Source organism: Bradyrhizobium valentinum, assembly GCF_001440405.1.
Lineage (GTDB): Bacteria > Pseudomonadota > Alphaproteobacteria > Rhizobiales > Xanthobacteraceae > Bradyrhizobium > Bradyrhizobium valentinum.
Genome location: NZ_LLXX01000029.1, coordinates 49,848 through 70,658, shown reverse-complemented (window position 1 = coordinate 70,658; position 20,811 = coordinate 49,848). Strand labels below are relative to the sequence as shown.

The following is a 20,811-nucleotide window of genomic DNA, read 5'->3' as shown; positions in this document are numbered from 1 at the left end:
TTATCGGCTACTGGTCGCTGACCTTCGAGGCGAAGGCGCCAGAGTCAGCAACTTGTCCATCGCGTTCGTTAGAAAACGTCACGTTTGTAGGTGTAAAGCGGACATCCTTACGATTCGAGGGAAAGCAGTTTTGCGATGAGTGCGCTGGTCAGCAGCGTGGCGTGACCGTCGGGCGCGATGGCGTACACAAGCGCGCGGCGCGTATGCGCCGCCGGGTCTTGCTCGATCTCGCGGGCGGCATCCATGGCGGCGAGAACGGTGGGCCGTTCCTCGACGCGATATCGGCCGCGTCCAAACGCGAGCGTCGCGGTGAAATAAGCGGCGCGGCGGATTGCCTCGATCGCGCGCATATCGATGTCGGAAAATTGCGTCATCGGCCGATCCCCAGCGAAAGCGCGGCTACCGCTCGGTCGGCAGCAGGATGACATTGCCCTCGACCCAAATGGTGATTTGATCGAGAGGGAAATCGGTGAAGTCGATGTCCTCGGAATGAATGACGGTGCCGTTATCGTTGCCGTCGTCGCAAACGAGACGCGCGGTGCGGTCATCCATGACGTGCAAGCGCCAGACCTGAAATTCCTCGGCCCCAATCTTCGGTTCGAGTTGCAGGCAAGCGATCTTGTCGAGCAGCCAATACGCGCCGCCCTTCTCGGCCAGATACTGCACGCCGTCGGTGTAGAGCATGCGCCGGTTGAGAGCGTGGCGATACCATTCGGCGGTGCCCGTGAAGTGGGCCAGATCGGCCGGGGTTAGCTTCGTCATTTCACATACGCTCCATTTTCTTTGTTTCCTCCCCGGCGGCGCCGGCGCGGAAATGGGCCAAAGCCCCGGGGAATGGCCCAGAACTAGGCCACTGGTCGGTGGTTGGAAGATCCTTTTGGCCCCGTCCCGAGGGAAATAATGCCGGAAGATCAAAGGCGTAAAGGCGGACCCACGGCGCCCATAGGGGCGCCACTGGTGGGCGAGAATTCGGCTGGCGGATCGGGCCGGGCGAGTGCCCAAAACGCGCCCCCGGGGCCGGATACGGGCGCCGCCGGGCGCGGCCAACTGATCACATCGGCCCTTGCCGCGCGGCTCCTCATGGTGAGCCCGGAGCGCATCCGGCAACTGTCAAAGGATGGCTGGATAGAGAAGCAAGGGCGCGATCAGTTCTATTTGGTCGATGTCGTGCAAGGGTATGCTTCCGCTAGGACGTTTTTACAGAACCGAGACCCAAAGGCGACATTTCGAAAGGCGAGACGGTCCCTACTCAGCGCAGCTCGAAATCGTCTTCCAGCGTCACCTTCCGGAAGTCGGTGACGAGTGCCTCGATCCGCATATGCCAGCGGCCGCGAAGCGGCAGCGGCACGTTCGTCACATGCCAGTAGCCGTCGGGCCCGAGCGTCGCGTTGCGCTCGATCGGCTCGATGCCGCGCTCCGGCAGGCTGAGCGTTAACGTCGCCTCCTTTGCGTTAAGCGGGCTGGCATCGCCGTTCATCAATTGCAGGACGAAATTGTCCACCCCGACCCGTCCGGGCGAGATCAGTACCTGGAACATTGCCGTATCAGTGTGGATATGGACCGCGAGCGGCGCTTTGGCAGCAGCCGCGAGCGCGCGTGGCGGCGGCGTAAAACGCCAACCGGCGACGACGGCGAAAATGGCGACGACCAGTACGCACTCAGCCAAGATCGACTGCAGCAAGGGCCGAGTGTTCTCATAGTTGCGCATGACGGCAGGCGTCAGACGATATCTGTTCAGCGCTGCGAGCGCGAGAAGGCCTGCGACCAGTACAAGTTTGATTGAGAGGATGATGCCGTACTTGGTCTCGATCAGCGCGCGAAAACTCTCGAGCTGAATGACAGCGAGCACCACGCCCGCCAGCACCACGACACCCACCACCCATACCGCTAGCGACGAGAACGTCCGCAGTGCCCACAGCAACGCGCTGTCCCGCTGCAATGCCATCGCGGCAAGCGGCGCGAGCGCACCAACCCAGAATGTCACACTGAGCCCGTGCAGGAACAACAACGGCCGGGTCAGCCATTGCGGCGACGCCGTGGCAGCATGACCGCTTGCGGCGAGCGAAAGCCCCACGCCGACCATCGCGATCGCGGAGCGTATCCAAGCGCTCCTGATCGACGGGCCTTGCCAGCCAAGGCGCGCAATCACCATCGCCGCGATTGCGATCAGAACTGACGGGCCGAGGCTGGTGGAGAGCGCGGCCTTCCAGGGCGCTATGGTCAGGAGGTTGCTGACCGGCAGGTTGAGGAGATCGATGCCCTGCAGCCCCAAGGAGGCAATCGCGCTGATAAGGCCGACATAAAGCGCACCAAGGATCGCCTTCCCACCGCTTGGCCCCTGCTCGATCCAGGCGGCAAAGAACGCGCCGCCAACGCCGACGAACAATCCAAGATAGACGCCGATCCGCGCCAGCCAGATCAAGGACGAGACCAGACCGTCCCTTGATGGCGTCGCCGCGCCGGTGACGGCGCCGATCGAGAACACCAGCGATCCCGCCACGGGATGGCCGTCCTGCGAGACCACGCGATAGCTGACGATTTGGGTGCCCTGCGGCAAGTCGTCAGGCAGGACCATCAGAACGGATTGGCCGACGGCGCGCGTGGCGACTTCGCGCGCCTTGCCGCTGGCATCGATCAGGCCGATCACGGCCGGCGTCACGCTCTCGTTGAAGTGCAACTGCACCATCTTCGGCGGCTGCGCCAGCACGCTGCCGTCGGCCGGCTCCGCGGAGACGAGCGTCGCATGGGCCCACACATCAGACGCAAAGCAGAGCGCCGTCAGCAGCGCGGCAAGGCCGGCGAGCAGGCGCGCCATTGCGTTTCCTACGGCTTCGGTATCAGCTTGACGCCCGGCGCCGGCGACGTGCCGTCATGCCCGTGGGCGCCCTGACCCTCCTTCGGAATATCGATCCAGCGGCTGACGCCCTGTTCGCATTCCTGCACGACGGGAAAATACAGCGTGGTATTCGGCTTCAGCCCGCCGGTCAGGAACGTTGCGACGATGAATTCATCGTAATTGTCGTCGGCGAGCTTGCCGCCGCTCCAGACCACCTCTTTGACGCCTTCGGAAACTTTGCTGCCGTGGTGTTGATACTCGGTGGCGTATTTGCCCTTGACTGTCTCGACGGTCCAGCCTGGTTTCGGCATCGGTTTGACGCCGATCACCCCTTCCGGAATCTGGACGCGAAGCTTGACCGTTGCCGATCCCGCGCAGCCGTGAGGCACGGCGAACACGGCCTTGTAGTAGGAGCTAACAGACGACTGCTTGTTTTCCAGGGTGACATGCGCACTCGCCGCCGTGGCGACGAGCACCGCCAGCGCGGCGACAAAAGCGGCTTTCGACATTGGCTGGCCCCTACTTTTTCATGCCGGAATGGTCGTGCCCGCTGGCGGGTGCCTGCGCGCCGACGCCCTGCACGTCGAGCGACAGTGTCACCTTGCCCGCCTTCTCGAATTCGAGCGTGAGCGGCACTTTTTCGCCCTGCTTGAGCGGATTCTTCAGGTCCATCAGCATCAGATGGTAACCGCCGGGCGCGAGCTTGACGGTCTTGCCCGGCTCGATCGTCAATCCCTTGTCGAGCGGCCGCATCGTCATCACGCCATTGTTCATGGCCATCTCGTGAATCTCGACCGTGCCGGCAAAATCGCCGGTACCGCTGATCAGCCGATCCGGCGCGGTGCCCTTGTTCTCGATCGTGAGATAACCGCCAGCGACCTTGGCTCCGGCCGGCGTCGCGCGGCTCCAGGCCTGGGTGATGACGAGGTCCCCGGCCTTGATCTCTTCGGCGGACGCGGGGGCCGCGAACCAGACAAAAAGGCTGGCAGCGCACGCGAGCATTCTTGCGGTGTTTTTCATGGTCAGCCTCTTGGTCTGAGTGGGTTGGGCCTTGCCTAGCGGAGCACGCTACTTCGACTGTTTTGCCTAGTCATGTGCGTGATCCGAGGTTCCTTCCATTGTGACCATGCCCTCAAAGCGCGAGAACATCGCCACCCGTTGAGGATCAATCTTTGCCTCGGCGACCGCCAGATTTGCATCCAGCAATATGGCGTCCTGTGCTGGAACACCGGCCTGGTGCAGCGCGTCATGCGACTTGATGCCGTCGCCGGCGCAGAGCGTCAGCACCCACGCTCCCTGCTTGCGCCGGAGCAGAGCCCGTCCGCCCATCTCGCCTTGGGTCCAGCCGGCGATGGCGAAATCGCCTGCGATCACGACAGGCGATACCTTCAGCGTCAGCCCTGGCTTGTCAAACATGCCATGCAGCAATGTGTCAATTTCAGCCTCGCCGGCAGTTTCGGCGAGGGCGAACCCACTGGAAAACAGGACAACCAGAAGCGAAACGACACGTAAGGTCGCCTTGATCAGCCGCCTGTCACGGAGGCGTCCGACAAGCGCAAATTGGCCTCGCGGCTTGAAGACCATCGCGCTTACCATCGGTACCTCACACCGGCATACACGGCTCTTCCGTTGCCAGGCTCGAACAGAGGTGACGTCGGAGTTGCGCGGTTGATGATGCTTGCGCTCGCGATATAGGCCTTGTTTGCGATATTGCGCGCCTCGATGTAGCCCGTGAACGGGCCGCCATTGTCGAAACCTGCCTTGAAACCCCAGATCGCGTAGGCCGACGTTATCAGCGTGTTGGCACTGTCGACGAAATAGGCTTGCGGCACCCATTCCAGATTGGGCCCGAAATAGACCCCGGTGGGATGCTTGTACAACAGCTCCGCCCGAAGGTAGTGCCGCGGCGCCCCAGGCAAAATGTTGTTACCGAACGTGGGATCGTTGTCGAAGCGGAAATCGTTCAGCGTATAGGCAAGGTTCAACCAGATCTTGTCCGGTGCAGCCCCGCCGACGAAGATGTCGCGGAAAATGGCAGCGCCTGCACCGGCTTCGATCCCCTGATGAAATGTACGATCGGCGTTGGTTACATTGCAATTGCCGAACGTGCTGAAGAGACATTGCAGTTCGTTGCGGATGTTGGCGCGATAGAGGGCGATCTCCCATGCGTAATCGGGCCGCTTCATGCGGGTTCCGATTTCGTAGGTGGTGGCGGTTTGCGGCTTGATCAAGAAGAACGGAATGTTGGGCAAGGTTGGGCTTAGGAAGTTCGGGCTGACGCTCTCGCCAAAGCTAGGGACCTCTGCGCTACGCGAGATGTTGCCGAATACCTGCCAGGTCGGATCGACCTGCCAGAGCAGGCCGACCTTAGGGCTCCAAAGGCTGAAAGAACTGCGGCCGTTGAGGTCACCGTTAGTGGAGAAGTTCACCTGCTGATCGCGTACCGCGAACAGATATTGCGTGCCCGCAACGAATGCGACATCTGGTACGAAATAAAACGAGTTCTCGGCATAGGCGGAGTAATTTTGCGGCTTCTGCAACAGTGACGAGGTCGGCGTCGCTTTGAAGCCGCCAACGTTGACGAATTGCTGTGCGTCAATGGTGCCGTTCAGGATATTGAAGCCGGCAACGAATCTATTGCGGAACCCGCCGATGAAGCGGTCATCCGTGACCTTTGCGAAGCCGCCATAGTCCTTGTACCGGTAGTCGAGCCATTGAAAGATCGGATGCATCAAGTGCCGATCAACCCCGAACGCCCCGAACTCAAGTTGGGTATTCTCGAAGCGGATGGTCGTCTTGTTCCCTACCCGCACGGTGTCGATATTGCGCTGCCAGTCATTAGCGACGTTGATTGGAGCAGCCGTGGTAGGCGAAGTCAGCGCGGTCGTTCTGTCAACGCTGCCCGGAATGCGCTGGCGTACCTCATTCGCATTGAAATAGAATCGCGTTTCGACGTCCGGCGATATCTGATAGCCGATGTTGCCGTTGATGCGGTTGCTCGATCCGAAGCTGTGATCCCGAAAGCCGTCGGATGCCTGCGTCGAGGCAGTGACAAAGCCATCCCATGGGCCGTTCGCACCGCCGGCATTGGCTTGCAGCCGCTTGAAACCGAAGGCGCCGAAATCGAAGGACGCGCCGTTTGGAAAGGGATCGCGACCAGTCGGAATGACGAAATTGATCGCGCCGCCCAGGGAGTTGGCGCCATATTGCAGTGCGTTGCCACCCTTGTAGACCGCCACGTATTTGTAGGCTGTCGGATCGATCTCCTGAAAATCGCCGTAGCCGTCTGCCGTGTTGATGGGAATGCCGTCCATGTAGAGCTGGACGCCGCGCAGATGGAAATTGCGCGATAATCCTGAACCTCGAATCGACAGGCGGGTGTCGTCACCCCATTTCGGCTGAGCGAAGACGCCCGGGACGTAGTCCAGGATGTCCTTAATCGTGTTCGAGACCGTCGAGTTTCTGTAGGCCTCGGCGGGAACGAGGGCCACGCCGCCCGGTGTGTTGTTGATTTCCACAAGCGCCTGCTGCGCCGACAGAACGCCCAGTGCGACCCGAGAGGCGCCGCTTTGGTCGCCGGCAGACGGGGCCGGAGCGGTTGGCGCTCGGGTTAGACGTCGGGCGCGGGCCGACCGCTCGGCGGCGCGAGGCGGACGGACGGTCGCATCGCGCTTCTGTTGAGGCGCGTCGATCGTTACGGGCGGCAACGGCTTTTGCGAATCTGGTTGAGCGTTCGCGGGTGAAATAACGATGACGGCGGCGGCACTGGCGAGCACACAATCGCGCAACCACCTGAAAGCGGATGACATGATGAAACTCCCGAATGAATAGACGAATGGCTTGCGCCGGGGATCGTCAGCTCAGCCGAGGTGGTCCGCGGGACTGGTGATCGAACGATCGGAAATGCGCAACGAAGCGCGATACGAACGCGAAGACGGCGCAGGTCTGAACGGGAAGACGATCACACAAGGTTGGTTGCGGCGGAGGCAGCGCGCCTGTGATGAGGTGCCCGACACACAGGGGGCAGTGGATCGCTATCTTCTGTCCACTCTTGCCTGCATCATTCCGGGCCGCATCCGCGTCAGCGCTGTTGACGCAAAGCACGTGAGCGGCCGCCGCAGCCGTTGGGGCAAGTCCGGCGGCAAGGACGCTGGACAGAATGACGTTGAAAACGAGCGCGTAGGCCGCGATGAACGCAGCCACCATGCCCACCTGTCGTCTGAGAACGAACCGCGTCATCCGCTTGACCCCAAGTCGGGGGTATCACAGCTCGTCCGGGAGTCAAATCCGGCGGCAAGCGGCGAAAGGGCATGACCTCTGAGCAGGCTGGGCACTTCGGCTAAGCCTTGATTTGAACGCGCCTTGAACGCGGCGAAGAAGGGGCAGCAAGGCGGGACGCTGCCCTACTGGAATGCCACCGACTGCAACCAACTTCTCGGTGATGGCATGAACCGTTGCTCGCTCAGGACTGCGGTGCGCACACAGCTATAGCGATCTGCTTGCGCGAAAAGAGAAGTTGCTGAGGCAGCTTGATAACGGCTCTTCAGACGTTGCGCGGGACGAAATCGAACGCCAGATAGCGCAGATCGATACGGCACTAGATTTACTCGAAAGCCTCAACGCGAACGACAAAAAACGATGAGGTCGCCAACTGCAATTTGACTATGAGCCCAGTCAAAAAAGCCCGCAAAGGCTTCAACACGCCGGCTGCTTGCGTTCTCCTTTGGCATATTCCTGAGCACATCGGCGTTCTGCGCGAACCGTCGCTCGCGGCCGCCGACGAGGGACGAAGCGGATTGCAGTCGGATCATTTGGTCCAAAGTCTGAGTGGAAGGGTCCCCTCACGACCACAATCCATGAAGCCGCGGTACGACTCGGAAAGAAGCCCGTTGTAAGTACACTTACTTCCATCGAAGCTCAGCGTCGCGGTGACACGCAGGCAAACGCGGTAGAAAACGCCCGGAGACCATCTACTTCCTGGGCATGACGCTGTATTGCACGCGAAACCAGAAGGGTAACTTCAAGGTTGGGATGCGCACCGAGAAATCTCGCTTGCGGCGCAGCCTTACGTCTCTGCAGGAGCTTAGCCTTTCTTGGTTCCTTCGCCCTCGACGGCGGAACCGTGCTCGTACCCTTTTAGCCATCGCGCTACCGTGCTGCGTGAAACCCGATCGGAAGGTGCCGTGCCTCGGCTGCTGAAATTCAGCAATCGAAGCGCCTCCGTTGCGCTGTAAACGCCACGGCCGAGAGCATCCGGTTCGGGTGATTTGGGGTTAAGCATCCCAGCATTCATACTCGAATGCGCCTTGGGGGCAATGGTGGGGCAAGAGCTGGACGGGCAGTAAAGGAAAGGGGCACGGCGGGCTGTCTCGGCCCTGCTGCTGGGCCGGGTACATTCCGCGAACTCGTGCTAACGGTTTGCTAACAAACCGCCTGAAATGGGGAGGGATCGAACGAAACCAGCACGATCTAGAACTGGCGAAAACCCTTATAGAATGGGACCAACTGAAAATGGAAATGACAGGAGGGGAGGAATGTCCTCGAACTCCAAAACCGGGGGTCGCAGGTTCGAGCCCTGCCACTCCTGCCAGCTAAATCAAGCACTTACCTCTAATTTGTTTGACTATGACGGGGGCCTGTTAAACCCCATCTAGGGGCACGACCGATTCGGGGGACTGCGCCTTTCCACGGGACCGGTGGCCGCCCTTTCACCCGCGGGCGAGCGGACGGCTTCAGCTCCGTCATTCACGGAACAGATTGCAGAGCGGAAACACTCGGTCGGCGAGAGGCCGGACGCCGATGCGCGCAGCCGTATCGTCGCACCCTGCAATTCCTCAGTATCCGGAGGAAACTTCCAAGAACTCCCGCGTTGCCGGCACAGCGCGCAGCTTGTTGCGCATTCGAGGGGGAGACGAGGGAAGACCCATGGGACTCTTGTGGCGAGTCCTGAAGGCTGCGGTATCCGGCTTCATTGCTAACGATGCATTGAGCCGGGGAGCGTCCATCGCCTTCTACGCCGCCACCTCTCTGGCACCCGTGCTTCTGATCGTCGTTGCGATCGCCGGCCTGGCGTTTGGGCAGGACGCTGCCCGGGCCGCGATCAGTGAGGAACTCGGTAAGCTGTTGGGGCCGACCGGCGCCGACTTCATTAAATCCATCCTGGCGCGATCAAGCGATCCGACGTCCGGCGCAACCGCGACCGCCGTCGGCATCGTCACGGTGCTGATAACAGCGTCAGGTGTGTTCGGCGAGATGCGCACGGCATTGAACGCAACGTTCAAGGCCAAGCCGCCGGACGAGCCAATCTCCTCCTTGATCCGAAGCCGGGCTGCCAGCCTCGGTCTCGTGGCCGCGCTGGGTTTCATGCTGATAGTCTCGCTGGCCGCAAGCGCCGGGCTGTCAGCCCTGGAACAGTGGTCTGCCGGCCAGGTCGTGCTCAGCACGATTAACACAGTCGTGTCGCTCGGCATCTTCACGCTATTGTTCGCAGCGATCTACAGGGTGCTGCCGGATACCACGATCTACTGGCGTCATCTTCTGCTGGGCGCTTTTGTCACAGCCCTCCTGTTCACCGTCGGAAAGTCGCTGATCGGATGGTACCTCGGTCAGGCAGCCCCGAACTCGACCTATGGCGCCGCGGGTGCGCTGATCGTCCTGATGTTCTGGGTCTATTACTCCGCGCAGATATTCCTGTTCGGCGCCGAATTGACGAAGGCGATCGACGACGCGCGCAATCCAGCGGCGCGCAAGGCGCGCGAGGAACGATTCAATAGCGCCTGAGTTCGTTTTCAAAACAACACGAACCCACAGGGCGGTGACGACATGACACGATCCGTGGAGGAGCTACGACGGGACTCCGAGCAAAGCCGCGCGCAGCTTGCGGCAACCGTCGACCGGTTGAGGGAACAGATCGCCGACACCGCCGAAGACATCCGCTACAAGGTCTCGCCCGAAAACATCAAATCCGAGGTGAGCGGCTTCATCAGTCACAAGACCCATAGCTGGCTGGACGCGCTGAAGCAGCAGGCTATGGATAATCCGATGCAAGCGATCGCCGCCGGCACCGCGGTTGCCGTGCCCGCGCTGCGCCTGGCCCGTGGCTTCCCGCTGCCGCTCTTGATGATTGGCGCCGGCCTTGCCCTAAGTTCGAAGACCGTTCGCGATCGCGCTGCGGAAGCGGCGGAGCCGGCAATTGAGAGGGCGAGGGAGGTTATCGACGAGACTGCGGAACGCGCGCAGTCGCTCCGTGATGGCATGCGGAAAGCGACGTCGCACGCCGAGCGGCAGGCCGCCGGTATGGCCGACGAAGCTCAGGAAAGCGCAGCCGGAATGGCGGATACGGCGGGCGGAATGGCTGGTGACCTGAGGGACCGTGCAACGCAGGCCGCCGATGCCGTCGCCAACAAGGTCAGGTCCGGCATGGATGCCGCTTCGGAAATGGCAAAGGAGAGGATGGAGCGCATTCGCTCGACTGCGAAGGACACAGCGACCGCTGCTCCAGCGACTGCAAGCACGGTAATCCGGGATAACGCGGCATTGATCGGCGGCCTCGGCATAGCAATCGGCGCCATCCTTGCCGCTTCTCTTCCGAGCACTACGGCCGAGGCGCGCGTGGCCGGCAAAGCCAGCGACCGCGTCAAGCGCGCTGCCGGCTCTGCAGCACAATCCGGATTCGAGGCGGGCAAAGACGCGGTGTTCTCTGCTGCCGAGGCTGCAGCAAAAAGTATCTCCGACTCCGACCTCGGTGGACACGCCAGCCGTATTACCGAGGGCGTGACCGACAGGCTCAAAGAGGTGGCCGACGATGTCGTGACGACGGCCTTCGATCCTTCCCGAACCCCGAACGCTAATGAGAGGCCGTCATGAGTGAAATGGATCTTAATACCAAGAATTTTTCCCAGAACCAGAATACCGACTCGTCCCAGAACCTGAAGGACCAGGTGGCGGATGCCGGCGCTGAAATCAAACAACGCGCTGGCGATGTTCTGAGGGAATCGACCGACACCGCCCGCGACAAATTCAAGGAAGCGGCCGATGCGGCCAAGGACGCTGCAGCCGGAGCTGCGGATCGTTTCCAGGATCAGGCTCGCGAACAACAGCGCAGCGGCGCGGATTTCGTCGGCCGGTTGGCCGGCGACATCAGGAATGCGGCCCGCGCGTTTGAAAATGACGTGCCATTCGCTGCCCGCGGCATCAATTCGGCGGCCGAATATGTCGACGAGGCCGCGGAGAAGATCCGCGACGGAAGCTTCCGTGATCTGGTCGATGGCGCGACGGATTTTGCAAAGCGGCAGCCTGCGGCTTTTCTCGGTCTGTCGGTGCTTGCCGGTTTCGCGGCTGTCCGCTTCCTGAAGGCGTCGGGAAGCCAGAGCTCTTCATCATCCTACAAAGGTGAGGCGTCATGAACACCAAAACCGATCTTCGAACGATCTCGCACCTTCTGGGAGACGCGCTGTCGCAATTCGCAAAACTGTTCCAGAACGAGGTCGATCTTGCCAAGGCCGAGCTCGGCGAGAAGGTTCAGCAAATCGGTGGTGCCGTCGGCCTTATCGCGGCCGGCGCAGTCCTGGTCGTTCCCGCAATCGTCATGGCGCTGTTCGCGCTGTCCGCGGCCTTAATAGCGGGCGGATGGTCGCAGCCGGTCTCTTATCTGATCTCTGCGATCGTTGCCGCGGTGCTCGCAGGCATCTTGTTTGCGATCGGCATGAACCGGCTCGACGCACGCCATCTGGCGCCGCGTGAAACGTTGCGCCAGCTCGAAAAAGACAAGGACACGGTGAAGGGAATGGTGCGATGAGCGGTTCACAAGGAAGTTTCATAGATAGTCTGACCGCCGCTGCCCGGGAGAACCCGCTTGCCGCGGCCCTGATCGGGGGTGGCGCGCTGTGGCTGCTCATCGGTAGCGACAAGCTGAAGAACGCCGCCGGTTCGGTCACGTCAGCGGCCGCGCCGCTCGCTGACATCGGCGCACGTGCACAAAGGTCGGCCGGCTCCACTTGGGAGGATACTTACGGTTCCATGCGGAATCGCGCCTCCCGGATGAAGGACGAAGCCTCGCGCGGCATCAACGAAACGGTCAGTGACAGCAGAACGGCCGCTTCCGATGCGATGTCAGGGGCGGCGGAAACGACGAGCGAGCGGTTCGACGAAGGCATGACCAGTGCGCGGGAGATGTTTGACCGGTTGGGCCGGGCATTGCCAAGGAAGGAAGCCTTCAGGCAGGCCCAATCCTCCCTTTCCGACCTTCTGGAAAGGCAACCGCTGGTCCTCGGCGCCGTAGGTCTTGCGATCGGTGCCACGGTGGCGGGCGCCTTGGCCAAGTCTGCTCTCGAAGACGAGTGGGTCGGGGACCTGAGTGATGGCCTGAAGGCAGACCTGAAGGAGCGTGCAGGAGCCGTGTCGCAAAGTGTCCGAGAGGCCTCCGACACGCTCCAGGCCGAACTTGCAGACGCCGGTGCCGAATATGCCGACCGGGTGGAGCAGGCCGGCCGGGATGCGCTGGATGCCAGTCGGGAGAAACTGCGGCAGTAGCTTCTCGGGTGCAAAAATTAGGTGGTCGATCAGTGGTTTGGCGGGATTCCTTCCCGTCAGCTCGAAACTAGCTAAAAAATGCGGAAAGTACCGCTATGTCCGATCGGGCGGGAACTTCGCCGCGCAAGTCAGCGTCGATCACCCTTCGGCACGCATCGACCGTCATGATGTCGCCGAGGTCATTCGCCGCGTCGAGAACGGTCCAGGCCGTCTCGCCTGAAGGTCTATCGTATTCGTGGCCTAACTGAGCCATGGTCATCCCTCATTGCCCATCGATCGAGCATCAGGATAGCAGCCAGCTTTTAATATCCGGATCGCGCTCTCATGAGGATTTGAGGGGGAGCCGGTACCTGCGATTAACCAATGGCTTTTCGCCGTCCAGGCCCCCCCCCCGGAAACGGCTCGTTGGAGGCCCGCGGCACCCCGTACCTTGACCTTTTGCCCGGCTGCCAGTAGATACCCGCTACCTGCTGCCGGCCCGTTTGACGGATATCCGGCGCGGCTTTGAATTCCCCCGAACAATCGAGCCCGCTATGCGGCTCATCCTTCGAGAGAGGGCTGGGCGCGAGAGGGCTGTTCGGATTCGCTTTAAATCACAAACGTCTCACGAAGGACGCGGTAACCAACGATGGCTTTCAGCCCGTTCAAATTCCTGCAGGAAGTGCGCTCAGAGACCGCCAAGGTCACTTGGCCGACGCGCCGCGAGACGACGATCACCACGATCATGGTGTTCGTGATGGTTGCACTGGCTTCGATCTTCTTCTTCATCTCGGATCTGATCATCCGCTACGTCGTCACTTTCCTGCTGGGCGTCCAATGATGAGCACCGGAACCCTTACGATGGACAAGCGCTGGTATATCGTCCACGCCTATTCGAACTTCGAGAAGAAGGTCGCGGAATCGATCCGCGAACAGGCGAAGCAGCGCGGACTAGAGGAACTGTTCGATCAGGTGCTGGTGCCGACCGAAAAGGTCACCGAAGTGCGCCGCGGCCGCAAGATCGATGCCGAGCGCAAGTTCTTCCCGGGCTACGTGCTGGTGAAGATGAAGCTGACCGACGAGGCGTTCCATCTCATCAAGAACACGCCCAAGGTGACTGGCTTCCTCGGCGCCGAAAACAAGCCGATGCCGATCTCCGAATCCGAGGCGATGCGGATCCTGCACCAGGTGCAGGAAGGCGTCGAACGTCCGAAGGCGTCGGTATCGTTCGAAATCGGCGAGAACGTCCGCGTGGCCGATGGTCCGTTCGCGTCGTTCTCCGGCGTGGTTGAAGAAATTGACGAGGCGCGTTCGCGCGTGAAGGTCGCGGTGTCGATCTTCGGCCGCGCTACGCCTGTCGAACTGGAATTCGGTCAGGTCGAGAAGGTCTGATTGGAACGGCGCGAAGCTTGTCTTCGCGTCAACTAAGGCCGTGGGAGGAAGAGGGCGGTCGCCAACCGCGCTTCAACCGAACCACGGGCCCTGAAACCGCCGGCCCCGGCCGGCACAACAGGAGTGATACATGGCAAAGAAAGTGACCGGATACCTGAAGCTTCAGGTCCCGGCTGGTGCGGCGAATCCTTCGCCCCCGATCGGTCCCGCGCTTGGTCAGCGCGGCCTCAACATCATGGAATTCTGCAAGGCGTTCAACGCGCAGACGCAGAAGGAAGAAAAGAACACCCCGATCCCGGTGATCATCACCATCTATGCGGACCGTTCCTTCACCTTCGAGATGAAGACGCCGCCGATGTCCCACTTCCTCAAGCAGGCCGCCAAGATCCAGTCCGGTTCGAAAGCTCCGGGCCGCGACAAGGCCGGCCAGGTGACCAAAGCGCAGGTGCGCGAGATCGCCGAGAAGAAGATGAAGGATCTCAATTGCGAATCCATCGAATCGGCCATGAAGATGGTCGAGGGCTCCGCCCGTTCGATGGGTCTGGAAGTTGCGGGGTAACGGACCATGGCAATCGGAAAACGTTTGAAGAAGGTCCGCGAGGGCATCGACCGCGAGAAGCTCTACCCGCTCGCGGATGCCATCAAAATGGTCAAGGAACGCGCCACGTCGAAGTTCGACGAGACGATCGAAATTGCGATCAATCTCGGCGTCGATCCGCGTCACGCTGACCAGATGGTTCGTGGCGTCGTCAACCTGCCGAACGGCACCGGCCGCACGCTGCGCGTCGGCGTGTTCGCCCGCGGTGCCAAGGCTGAGGAAGCCAAGGCGGCGGGCGCTGACGTCGTCGGCGCCGAAGATCTGGTCGAGAAGGTGCAGGGCGGCAACATCGATTTCGATCGCTGTATCGCCACCCCCGACATGATGCCGCTGGTCGGTCGCCTCGGTAAGGTGCTCGGCCCGCGCGGCATGATGCCGAACCCGAAGATCGGCACCGTGACGATGGACGTCACGTCCGCCGTAAAGGGCGCCAAGGGCGGGTCGGTCGAGTTCCGCGTCGAGAAGGCCGGCATTGTGCAGGCCGGTGTCGGCAAGGCGTCGTTCTCCGAGGAAAAGCTCGTGCAGAATGTGAAGGCGCTTGCTGATGCGGTGTCGAAAGCAAAGCCCGCCGGCGCCAAGGGCACCTATATCCAGCGCGTGGCGGTTTCCTCCACCATGGGCCCGGGCGTCAAGGTCGAGCCGGGCACGCTGCTTGGCTAGTTCATTTCAGTTTACGTGAATAGAAAAGGGCGGAATCGGGAAACCGATTCCGCCCTTTGCGTTTGACGACGCTTTGCGTAATCGTCGCCTATGCCGGACTCGACAAGAAGGACTTGGCAAGAAGGAAGAACAATGCCCGAGAAGGTCCTGATCTATTCGCGTTTTCCAAAGGCCCAGATGGAGCGTTTCGGCGAACGGTTTGAACTCCTGAACGCCGCTGGCAAGCCGCCCAGTGAAGTGTTTTCTGCCGAACAGCTCGCGGACATTCGCGCGATGATTACGGCGGGCGGCACGCCGCTCGGCGCTGGCGCCATGGACATGCTGCCCAAGCTCGGCGCGATCATCTGCTACGGCACCGGCTATGACGGCGTCGATCTGGCTGCGGCGGCGAAACGCAGCATCGCGGTCGGTCACAGCCCGGGGGCGAACGCGGCGTCGGTCGCCGACATCGCGGTTACTTTAATGCTGGCGGCCACACGGCGACTGCTCGCGGCGGACGATTACGTGCGGGGCGGAAGCTGGGCGGCTGCAAAACCGTCGCCGATGATGCGTCCGCAGGCGGGCATGCTCGGCCGCAGAATAGGCGTCTACGGCATGGGCGAGATCGGCCGCAAGATTGCCGCGCGCGTCGCCGCCTTCGAGACCGAGGTCGGCTATTTCAGCCGCAGCCAGCACGACGTGCCGTACCGATATTTTCCGAGCCTGGATGCGCTGGCCGAATGGTGCAGCGTCTTGATGATCGCGGTGCGGGCGGGAGCGGATACCAATCACGCTGTCGATGCCGATATCCTGCGCAAGCTCGGCAAGGACGGTTACGTCGTCAACATCTCGCGCGGCTCGGTCATCGACCAGCCGGCGCTGATCGCAGCACTGACGGATCAGACCATCGCCGGCGCCGGTCTCGACGTCTACGCGAAGGAGCCGCATGCGCCTGATACGCTGACGGCGCTGCCTAACGTCGTGCTCTCTCCGCATATCGGCGGCCATACACTGGAGTCGCATGTGGCCATGCAGAACTGCGTGCTGGCCAATCTGGATGCGTTCTTCGCCGGCAAGCCGCTGCCCTACAAGGTGGGATAGCGCTACTGGCCGGCTGGTTCAGCCGTTCATGATCACGGCGCGAGTTCGTCGCGCGGGATCGTGCTCGCCGACCAGAGTGGCAGGGTCGGTCGCCATCACCGCTTCGGGCAAGGGCAGCGGCTCGAGGCCTGCGAAGCGGCGATAGGCAGGTCCCATGATGGCCGCGGCAACGACGACCAGCGCTAACAGGGGTGTGGGAACCAACATCGCCAAGGCAACGGAGGCGACTATGCCAACAAGGGCACCGATGACGGCGTAGTCAGTTCCGCGCGTGCGCCGGAAAGCGCGCGCTGCAGCGTGTGTGACGCTGACAATGATGGCCGATGGAATGGCTGTCGCTAACAAGGTTGCCATGAAAAAATACGCCGGTAGCGCCATTCGCGAAATCTGATTGGCCCAGGCCGGATTTTGCGAACCATCGGTGTCCCATTCTGTCAGAAAGAACGTCACGAAGGGGATTGTGATCAGCGCCACCATGGCAGCCGGCACCATCGCCGCGATGGTGGTTGCAGCCATCGAGGTGCGGACTTGAACCGGCCCATCGAAATTTGCGGGAATGGCGGGCACGGGGGCGGCGTCGGGAATTGCGGTACTGCCGCGATGGGCTCCCAGCATCTCGCGGCCGGCAAACTGGGCGTATAGGGTCGCGCTGATCATGCCGACCAGGGTCGGCAATACCGCTGCCGTCAGAAGAGTGCCGTCCAGGGGCGGAGCGATGTTGAGGTCTTGCGACAACGCAAAGGCATAGCCGACTGCGGCGGCCGTTCCGCCCATCAGCCCATAGATCATGCGCGTGGCGAGGCCGAACGAACGCAGCAGCCAGTGGCCGGCGGCAAGCAGGGCGGCATCGATTGCGACGCGCGTCACGAAAATCTGAAATGCGCGGTCCGGCGAGGGCGGCTCGATCTTGTTGGCGAGGAATACGCCGAGACCAAGCACCGACATGATGCCGTGGAATATGACAAGCACGATCAGTGCCGCAATGAATGCTCGGGCGGAATTGCGGATAACAGGCATGACAGCGCTCCCCTGGCGCCACGGCCGGCGCAGCTCCGGCCTGAAACTGCCGGCTGGCGGTTGTGCGGCGGTTAATGCACGACCTGAGCGTGGCAAATCTGAACGATGAGGTTAGGAGGCCGTTAGCGCGATTGTTCAACTTGGATCAGTGCAACCCGGCAGACGACAGATGGCGCAGCTTGTCTGGATTGCGGACGATATAGATCGCGGCGATTTTCTCGCCGTCGATCGCCATGCTCATGGTGTTGTCGAGTTCGCCGTCCAGGTAGAGCAGGGCGCCGAAGGCGCCGTTGATCATGGCAGGCTCGATGCGCATGTCGTGGCCGGCGTTCTTGGCGGCAATACCGATGAAGAAACGCGCGATCTTGTCGGCGCCGATGATCGGATTGCGCGCTGCCGTCTTGCGGCCACCGCCATCGGTGAGCGCCACCGCATCCTCGCGTAGCAGCGCGGCGAGCTGCGCAACGTTGCCGCTGGCGACCGCTTCACTGAAAGCCTGCAGCAGACGGGCGTGATTGTCGGGCGCTCGCGCCGGCGCCGGGCGATTGTCGCGCACCGCACGGCGCGCCCGTGATGCCAGTTGCCGGCAGGACGCCTCGGTGCGACCGAGCATCGCGGCGATCTCGGAAAACGGCGTATCGAACACGTCGTGGAGCAGGAAGGCCGCGCGTTCCATTGGCGACAGCCGGTCCAGCGCCAGCAGCAATGCGAACGATAGGTCGTCGGCCAGCTCGGTGGCGGCGTCGGCCGACAGGCTCTCCGCATCGAACACCGGCTCCGGCAGCCATGGCCCGACATAGACCTCCCGCTGCGCCCTCGCGCTTTTCAGGCGATCGAGACAAAGCCGGGTCACCACGGTAACGAGAAAAGCCTCCGCGTTGTGGACGTCCTGCGCGCCGGCAAAGCGAAAATAGGCGTCCTGCACGACGTCTTCCGCGTCGCTGCGGCTGCCGAGCATGCGATAGGCGAGCCCGAGCAGGCGCCCGCGATGGGGCGCCAGCGGGTCGTGGTCATGCGGCCTGTTTGACGACATCGACATTGTGTCCACGGACAGTGACGCGGCGGCACTCCTTGGCATAGCCGAGTCCGGCCTTCACCATCGGGAACATGCGGCCCATTTGCAGCGCCAGGGTCAGATCTATCACGCCTTTCGTGCCCCATTGGGCCCGGACGGCGTCGCGAAACTCGTCATCCTCGCCGGAGCGGCGCACTACGGCGTCGGCAAACCTGAAACCCAGCGTGGTCGCGTCGTTCATTGCGCGTGGATCGCGGCGGAGAACCGCTTCAATCTGGTCCTTGGCCATGCCGGCTTCCAGCGCCATGTCGACGACCAGTTGGGTGCAAGGGCCGCAATCCTCGGCCAACGCGCCGACGATCTTGGCCGCGAAACTCGCGTCGATCGGGACCGCCTCGCGGTGGGCGGCCGCCTTCATGAGGGGTGCGAATTTGAAGAAGGCGGAAGGGGATACGTTCAGCATCATTTCGAGATAGCTGATGTCGTACCCGTAACGCTTGGCAAATGCGCGCAAGCTGCGGCGCGCGATCCAACTACGCATGATGTTCTCCTTGGCTGGGGAAGGCGGAATAAAGGGCGGCTGCCGACGGCAGCACGATGGCGAGGAGGTCGAAGGCGGGGTGATGGGCGTGGCCGCCCGCCATGATCACCACATGGAGCAGGGCGTGGACGGCGAGGAATCCGGCGCCCGCGACAGCCGCCGGCCAGTACCGTGGCCGCCATGCCCGCGCGGCCAGCGCCAGACCGGCCACGAGGAACGCGGCGCCGATGTCCTGAACGAAATGTGGGTTGAACGGGCCGGTGTCCGGCACGCCTGGCACGGTTTGGTACCAAAGCGGGCCGGCCACGAGCATGATCAGCCCGTTCAGAACCGTAAGTATCGCAAGAAAGGCCGCTAACTGACGCCGCATGGGAACCTCCTGCGGCCAAGACGAGCCTGATGACCCCGGTGTGACGGAGCCCGTCAAAGAATTTCCAGGATTCGGGGCGAAAATTTTTGTTCCGGCCAGTCAGCGAACTGGTGTGAATTTTGCCCTTGGCAAGTCGGGTGAGACTCGGTAAACAACCGGCTTCCGGGCGTGCTGGCCGTTGCTGGCACGTCCGTGCGCGCATTCCGAAAACCCGGCACGGTAGGAGATCATTCCTTTCAGGACATCCGCATGGATTGCTCGAAAGGAAGGAAAACTCATCGCTTCGGTGGAATGCGGCAGGGGTCTTTCGGCTTGCCGGATGACCTCGATCCTGTCCGAGACTGCAGGCGCCCAAGTCGAAATTTGTACTGAAATGCAAATTTCTTCAACGGCTTAATCTTACAGCCTGCATAGACGGGTGAAGACCGGATTTTGCTTTAACGCCGCCCTTTGCGGCGCCGTAGCTGATTTGGTTCGAACCTCGACACCCCGCGCCATCTGGTTCGGGAGGGCAGGCTTATCAATGTCGTCTTGCCCGACGTGTCCTTGAGACTGGTGTCTAGAGGTCAGGTTTTGGGTGAGACGATGGGTGCAACCCGGCGGTCTCACTTCTTACGAAGGCCGCCAACCGGAGAGAGCTTGCTGTGGAAAGAGCGGCAAAAAAGGACGCGGTTGAGGCGCTGAACGAGGTCTTCAAGACCACGAGCGTCGCAGTCGTCGCCCACTATTCCGGCCTCACCGTGGCCCAGATGCAGAAACTGCGTACGCAGATGAAGCAGGCGGGCGCGTCGGTGAAGGTCTCGAAGAACCGTCTCGCCAAAATTGCTCTTGAAGGCACGGATGTCGTTGCCATCGGTTCCCTGCTGAAGGGGCCGACCGTGATCGCGACTTCAAACGATCCGGTAGCGGCGCCGAAGGTTGCCATGGAGTTCGCCAAGACGAACGAAAAGTTCGTCATTCTCGGCGGCTCGATGGGTAAAACCGTCCTGGACGTGAACGGTGTGAAGGCGCTTGCCTCGCTGCCGTCACTCGATGAACTGCGCGGAAAGCTTGTCGGCCTCCTGGTGGCGCCGGCGACCAAGATCGCTCAGCTCTCGACTGCGCCCGCGGCCAAGCTCGCGCGCGTCGTCCAGGCCTATGCCTCAAAGGGCGAAGCGGCCTGACCCTTCGCTAATCTCAAAACTGGTTCGAAACCAAACGTTTAAGGAAATAGATCAATGGCTGACTTGCAGAAAATCGTCGACGACCTCTCGAGCCTGACCGTGCTCGAAGCCGCCGAACTCGCGAAGCTCCTCGAAGAAAAGTGGGGCGTTTCCGCCGCTGCCGCCGTTGCGGTTGCCGGTCCCGCCGCTGGCGGCGCCGCCGCTGCTCCGGCTGAAGAAAAGACCGACTTCACGGTCGTTCTCGCCGCTGCCGGCGACAAGAAGATCGAAGTCATCAAGGAAGTCCGCGCCATCACCGGCCTGGGCCTCAAGGAAGCCAAGGACCTCGTCGAAGGCGCGCCCAAGCCGGTCAAGGAAGGCGTGAACAAGGACGAGGCCGACAAGCTCAAGGCCCAGCTCGAAAAGGCTGGCGCGAAGGTCGAGTTGAAGTAAGCCTACTACACAGAAAAGTGTGGGGATTCGCGGGGTTAGCCCCTCGAATCTCCACGGTTCTGCCCCATATCGGGGCGGCAGCAGGAAAACACGGTAGGCGGCGGGACGGCAGGGTTCCCGGCGTAAGCCGTTGGGAGACAGTCAGATTTCGGGCTTTTTCAGTCCGTGAAGCGACCAGTTGTGACGGGCGGGTGCAG

Annotated in this window: 25 protein-coding genes; 12 read left to right on the top strand and 13 right to left on the bottom strand. The window is 61.8% G+C overall.

The features are described from left to right. Positions 1-107: 107 nt before the first annotated feature. The 8 genes from CP49_RS04835 to CP49_RS49130 form a co-directional block, all read right to left on the bottom strand. Complete coding sequence (locus CP49_RS04835; protein ID WP_057849161.1) at positions 108-374, bottom strand: hypothetical protein; 267 nt, start codon at positions 372-374, stop codon at positions 108-110. 25 nt (positions 375-399) lie between these two features. Further along, positions 400-762: a DUF6876 family protein gene (locus tag CP49_RS04830; protein WP_057849160.1), complete on the bottom strand. Its 363-nt coding sequence runs from the start codon at positions 760-762 to the stop codon at positions 400-402. Positions 763-1,249: 487 nt separating this feature from the next. Further along, positions 1,250-2,815, bottom strand: coding sequence for a copper resistance CopC/CopD family protein (locus CP49_RS04825; protein WP_057849159.1), 1,566 nt, complete (start codon positions 2,813-2,815; stop codon positions 1,250-1,252). 8 nt (positions 2,816-2,823) lie between these two features. Continuing rightward, entirely contained in the window at positions 2,824-3,345 is a 522-nt protein-coding gene (locus tag CP49_RS04820) for a YcnI family copper-binding membrane protein (protein ID WP_057849158.1), read from the bottom strand. 10 nt (positions 3,346-3,355) lie between these two features. Further along, positions 3,356-3,856, bottom strand: coding sequence for a copper chaperone PCu(A)C (locus tag CP49_RS04815; protein ID WP_057849157.1), 501 nt, complete (start codon positions 3,854-3,856; stop codon positions 3,356-3,358). Between the two features lie 66 nt (positions 3,857-3,922). Continuing rightward, positions 3,923-4,432, bottom strand: coding sequence for a copper uptake system-associated protein (locus CP49_RS04810; RefSeq protein ID WP_245310498.1), 510 nt, complete (start codon positions 4,430-4,432; stop codon positions 3,923-3,925). After that, positions 4,426-6,645, bottom strand: coding sequence for a TonB-dependent receptor family protein (locus CP49_RS04805; protein ID WP_057849156.1), 2,220 nt, complete (start codon positions 6,643-6,645; stop codon positions 4,426-4,428). The genes CP49_RS04810 and CP49_RS04805 overlap by 7 nt, the downstream gene beginning before the upstream one ends. A gap of 46 nt (positions 6,646-6,691) precedes the next feature. Continuing rightward, entirely contained in the window at positions 6,692-7,042 is a 351-nt protein-coding gene (locus CP49_RS49130; protein ID WP_420807590.1) for a DUF2946 family protein, read from the bottom strand. Between the two features lie 1,719 nt (positions 7,043-8,761). On the opposite strand from CP49_RS49130, the gene CP49_RS04795 reads away from it, so the two are divergent. From CP49_RS04795 to CP49_RS04775, 5 genes are read left to right on the top strand one after another with little or no spacing between them, the layout of a single operon-like run. Further along, positions 8,762-9,616 carry a YihY/virulence factor BrkB family protein gene (locus CP49_RS04795; RefSeq protein ID WP_057849154.1) on the top strand — a complete coding sequence of 285 codons (855 nt, stop codon included), beginning with the start codon at positions 8,762-8,764 and terminating at the stop codon, positions 9,614-9,616. Between the two features lie 42 nt (positions 9,617-9,658). Beyond that, the gene (locus CP49_RS04790; protein ID WP_057849153.1) at positions 9,659-10,702 is read left to right on the top strand and encodes a DUF3618 domain-containing protein; all 1,044 of its coding nucleotides are present in this window, start codon (positions 9,659-9,661) and stop codon (positions 10,700-10,702) included. Continuing rightward, positions 10,699-11,241, top strand: a complete 543-nt coding sequence (locus CP49_RS04785) for a hypothetical protein (RefSeq protein ID WP_057849152.1) — start codon at positions 10,699-10,701, stop codon at positions 11,239-11,241. The genes CP49_RS04790 and CP49_RS04785 overlap by 4 nt, the downstream gene beginning before the upstream one ends. Then, entirely contained in the window at positions 11,238-11,633 is a 396-nt protein-coding gene (locus CP49_RS04780; RefSeq protein ID WP_057849151.1) for a phage holin family protein, read from the top strand. The genes CP49_RS04785 and CP49_RS04780 overlap by 4 nt, the downstream gene beginning before the upstream one ends. Beyond that, positions 11,630-12,367, top strand: coding sequence for a hypothetical protein (locus CP49_RS04775; protein WP_057849150.1), 738 nt, complete (start codon positions 11,630-11,632; stop codon positions 12,365-12,367). Before CP49_RS04780 ends, CP49_RS04775 begins: the two co-directional genes overlap by 4 nt. 67 nt (positions 12,368-12,434) lie before the next feature. Here CP49_RS04775 and CP49_RS04770 read toward each other — a convergent pair whose 3' ends face one another. Continuing rightward, positions 12,435-12,626: a hypothetical protein gene (locus tag CP49_RS04770; protein WP_057849149.1), complete on the bottom strand. Its 192-nt coding sequence runs from the start codon at positions 12,624-12,626 to the stop codon at positions 12,435-12,437. Between the two features lie 369 nt (positions 12,627-12,995). On the opposite strand from CP49_RS04770, the gene secE reads away from it, so the two are divergent. From secE to CP49_RS04745, 5 genes are all read left to right on the top strand, one after another. Continuing rightward, entirely contained in the window at positions 12,996-13,187 is a 192-nt protein-coding gene (gene secE / locus CP49_RS04765) for a preprotein translocase subunit SecE (RefSeq protein WP_057849148.1), read from the top strand. Between the two features lie 20 nt (positions 13,188-13,207). Beyond that, the gene (gene nusG / locus CP49_RS04760; protein WP_057849226.1) at positions 13,208-13,738 is read left to right on the top strand and encodes a transcription termination/antitermination protein NusG; all 531 of its coding nucleotides are present in this window, start codon (positions 13,208-13,210) and stop codon (positions 13,736-13,738) included. Positions 13,739-13,868: 130 nt separating this feature from the next. Then, positions 13,869-14,297, top strand: a complete 429-nt coding sequence (gene rplK / locus CP49_RS04755) for a 50S ribosomal protein L11 (RefSeq protein ID WP_057849147.1) — start codon at positions 13,869-13,871, stop codon at positions 14,295-14,297. Between the two features lie 6 nt (positions 14,298-14,303). After that, entirely contained in the window at positions 14,304-14,996 is a 693-nt protein-coding gene (gene rplA, locus CP49_RS04750) for a 50S ribosomal protein L1 (protein WP_057849146.1), read from the top strand. Positions 14,997-15,128: 132 nt separating this feature from the next. Next, a complete protein-coding gene (locus CP49_RS04745; RefSeq protein ID WP_057849145.1) occupies positions 15,129-16,076 on the top strand; it encodes a 2-hydroxyacid dehydrogenase in 948 nt (315 codons plus the stop codon). A gap of 18 nt (positions 16,077-16,094) precedes the next feature. On the opposite strand, the gene CP49_RS04740 is transcribed toward CP49_RS04745, so the two are convergent. The 4 genes from CP49_RS04740 to CP49_RS04725 form a co-directional block, all read right to left on the bottom strand. Next, positions 16,095-17,093, bottom strand: coding sequence for a hypothetical protein (locus CP49_RS04740; protein ID WP_057849144.1), 999 nt, complete (start codon positions 17,091-17,093; stop codon positions 16,095-16,097). 145 nt (positions 17,094-17,238) lie between these two features. Continuing rightward, positions 17,239-18,126: a sigma-70 family RNA polymerase sigma factor gene (locus tag CP49_RS04735; RefSeq protein ID WP_156438047.1), complete on the bottom strand. Its 888-nt coding sequence runs from the start codon at positions 18,124-18,126 to the stop codon at positions 17,239-17,241. Then, the gene (locus CP49_RS04730; RefSeq protein ID WP_057849142.1) at positions 18,104-18,649 is read right to left on the bottom strand and encodes a carboxymuconolactone decarboxylase family protein; all 546 of its coding nucleotides are present in this window, start codon (positions 18,647-18,649) and stop codon (positions 18,104-18,106) included. Before CP49_RS04730 ends, CP49_RS04735 begins: the two co-directional genes overlap by 23 nt. Beyond that, entirely contained in the window at positions 18,642-19,019 is a 378-nt protein-coding gene (locus tag CP49_RS04725; protein ID WP_057849141.1) for a hypothetical protein, read from the bottom strand. The genes CP49_RS04730 and CP49_RS04725 overlap by 8 nt, the downstream gene beginning before the upstream one ends. Before the next feature lie 644 nt (positions 19,020-19,663). Between CP49_RS04725 and rplJ the strand changes: the two genes are divergently transcribed. Both rplJ and rplL read left to right on the top strand, forming a co-directional pair. Further along, entirely contained in the window at positions 19,664-20,182 is a 519-nt protein-coding gene (gene rplJ, locus CP49_RS04720; protein WP_057849140.1) for a 50S ribosomal protein L10, read from the top strand. 54 nt (positions 20,183-20,236) lie between these two features. Beyond that, positions 20,237-20,614: a 50S ribosomal protein L7/L12 gene (rplL, locus tag CP49_RS04715; protein WP_057849139.1), complete on the top strand. Its 378-nt coding sequence runs from the start codon at positions 20,237-20,239 to the stop codon at positions 20,612-20,614. Positions 20,615-20,811 lie beyond the last annotated feature (197 nt).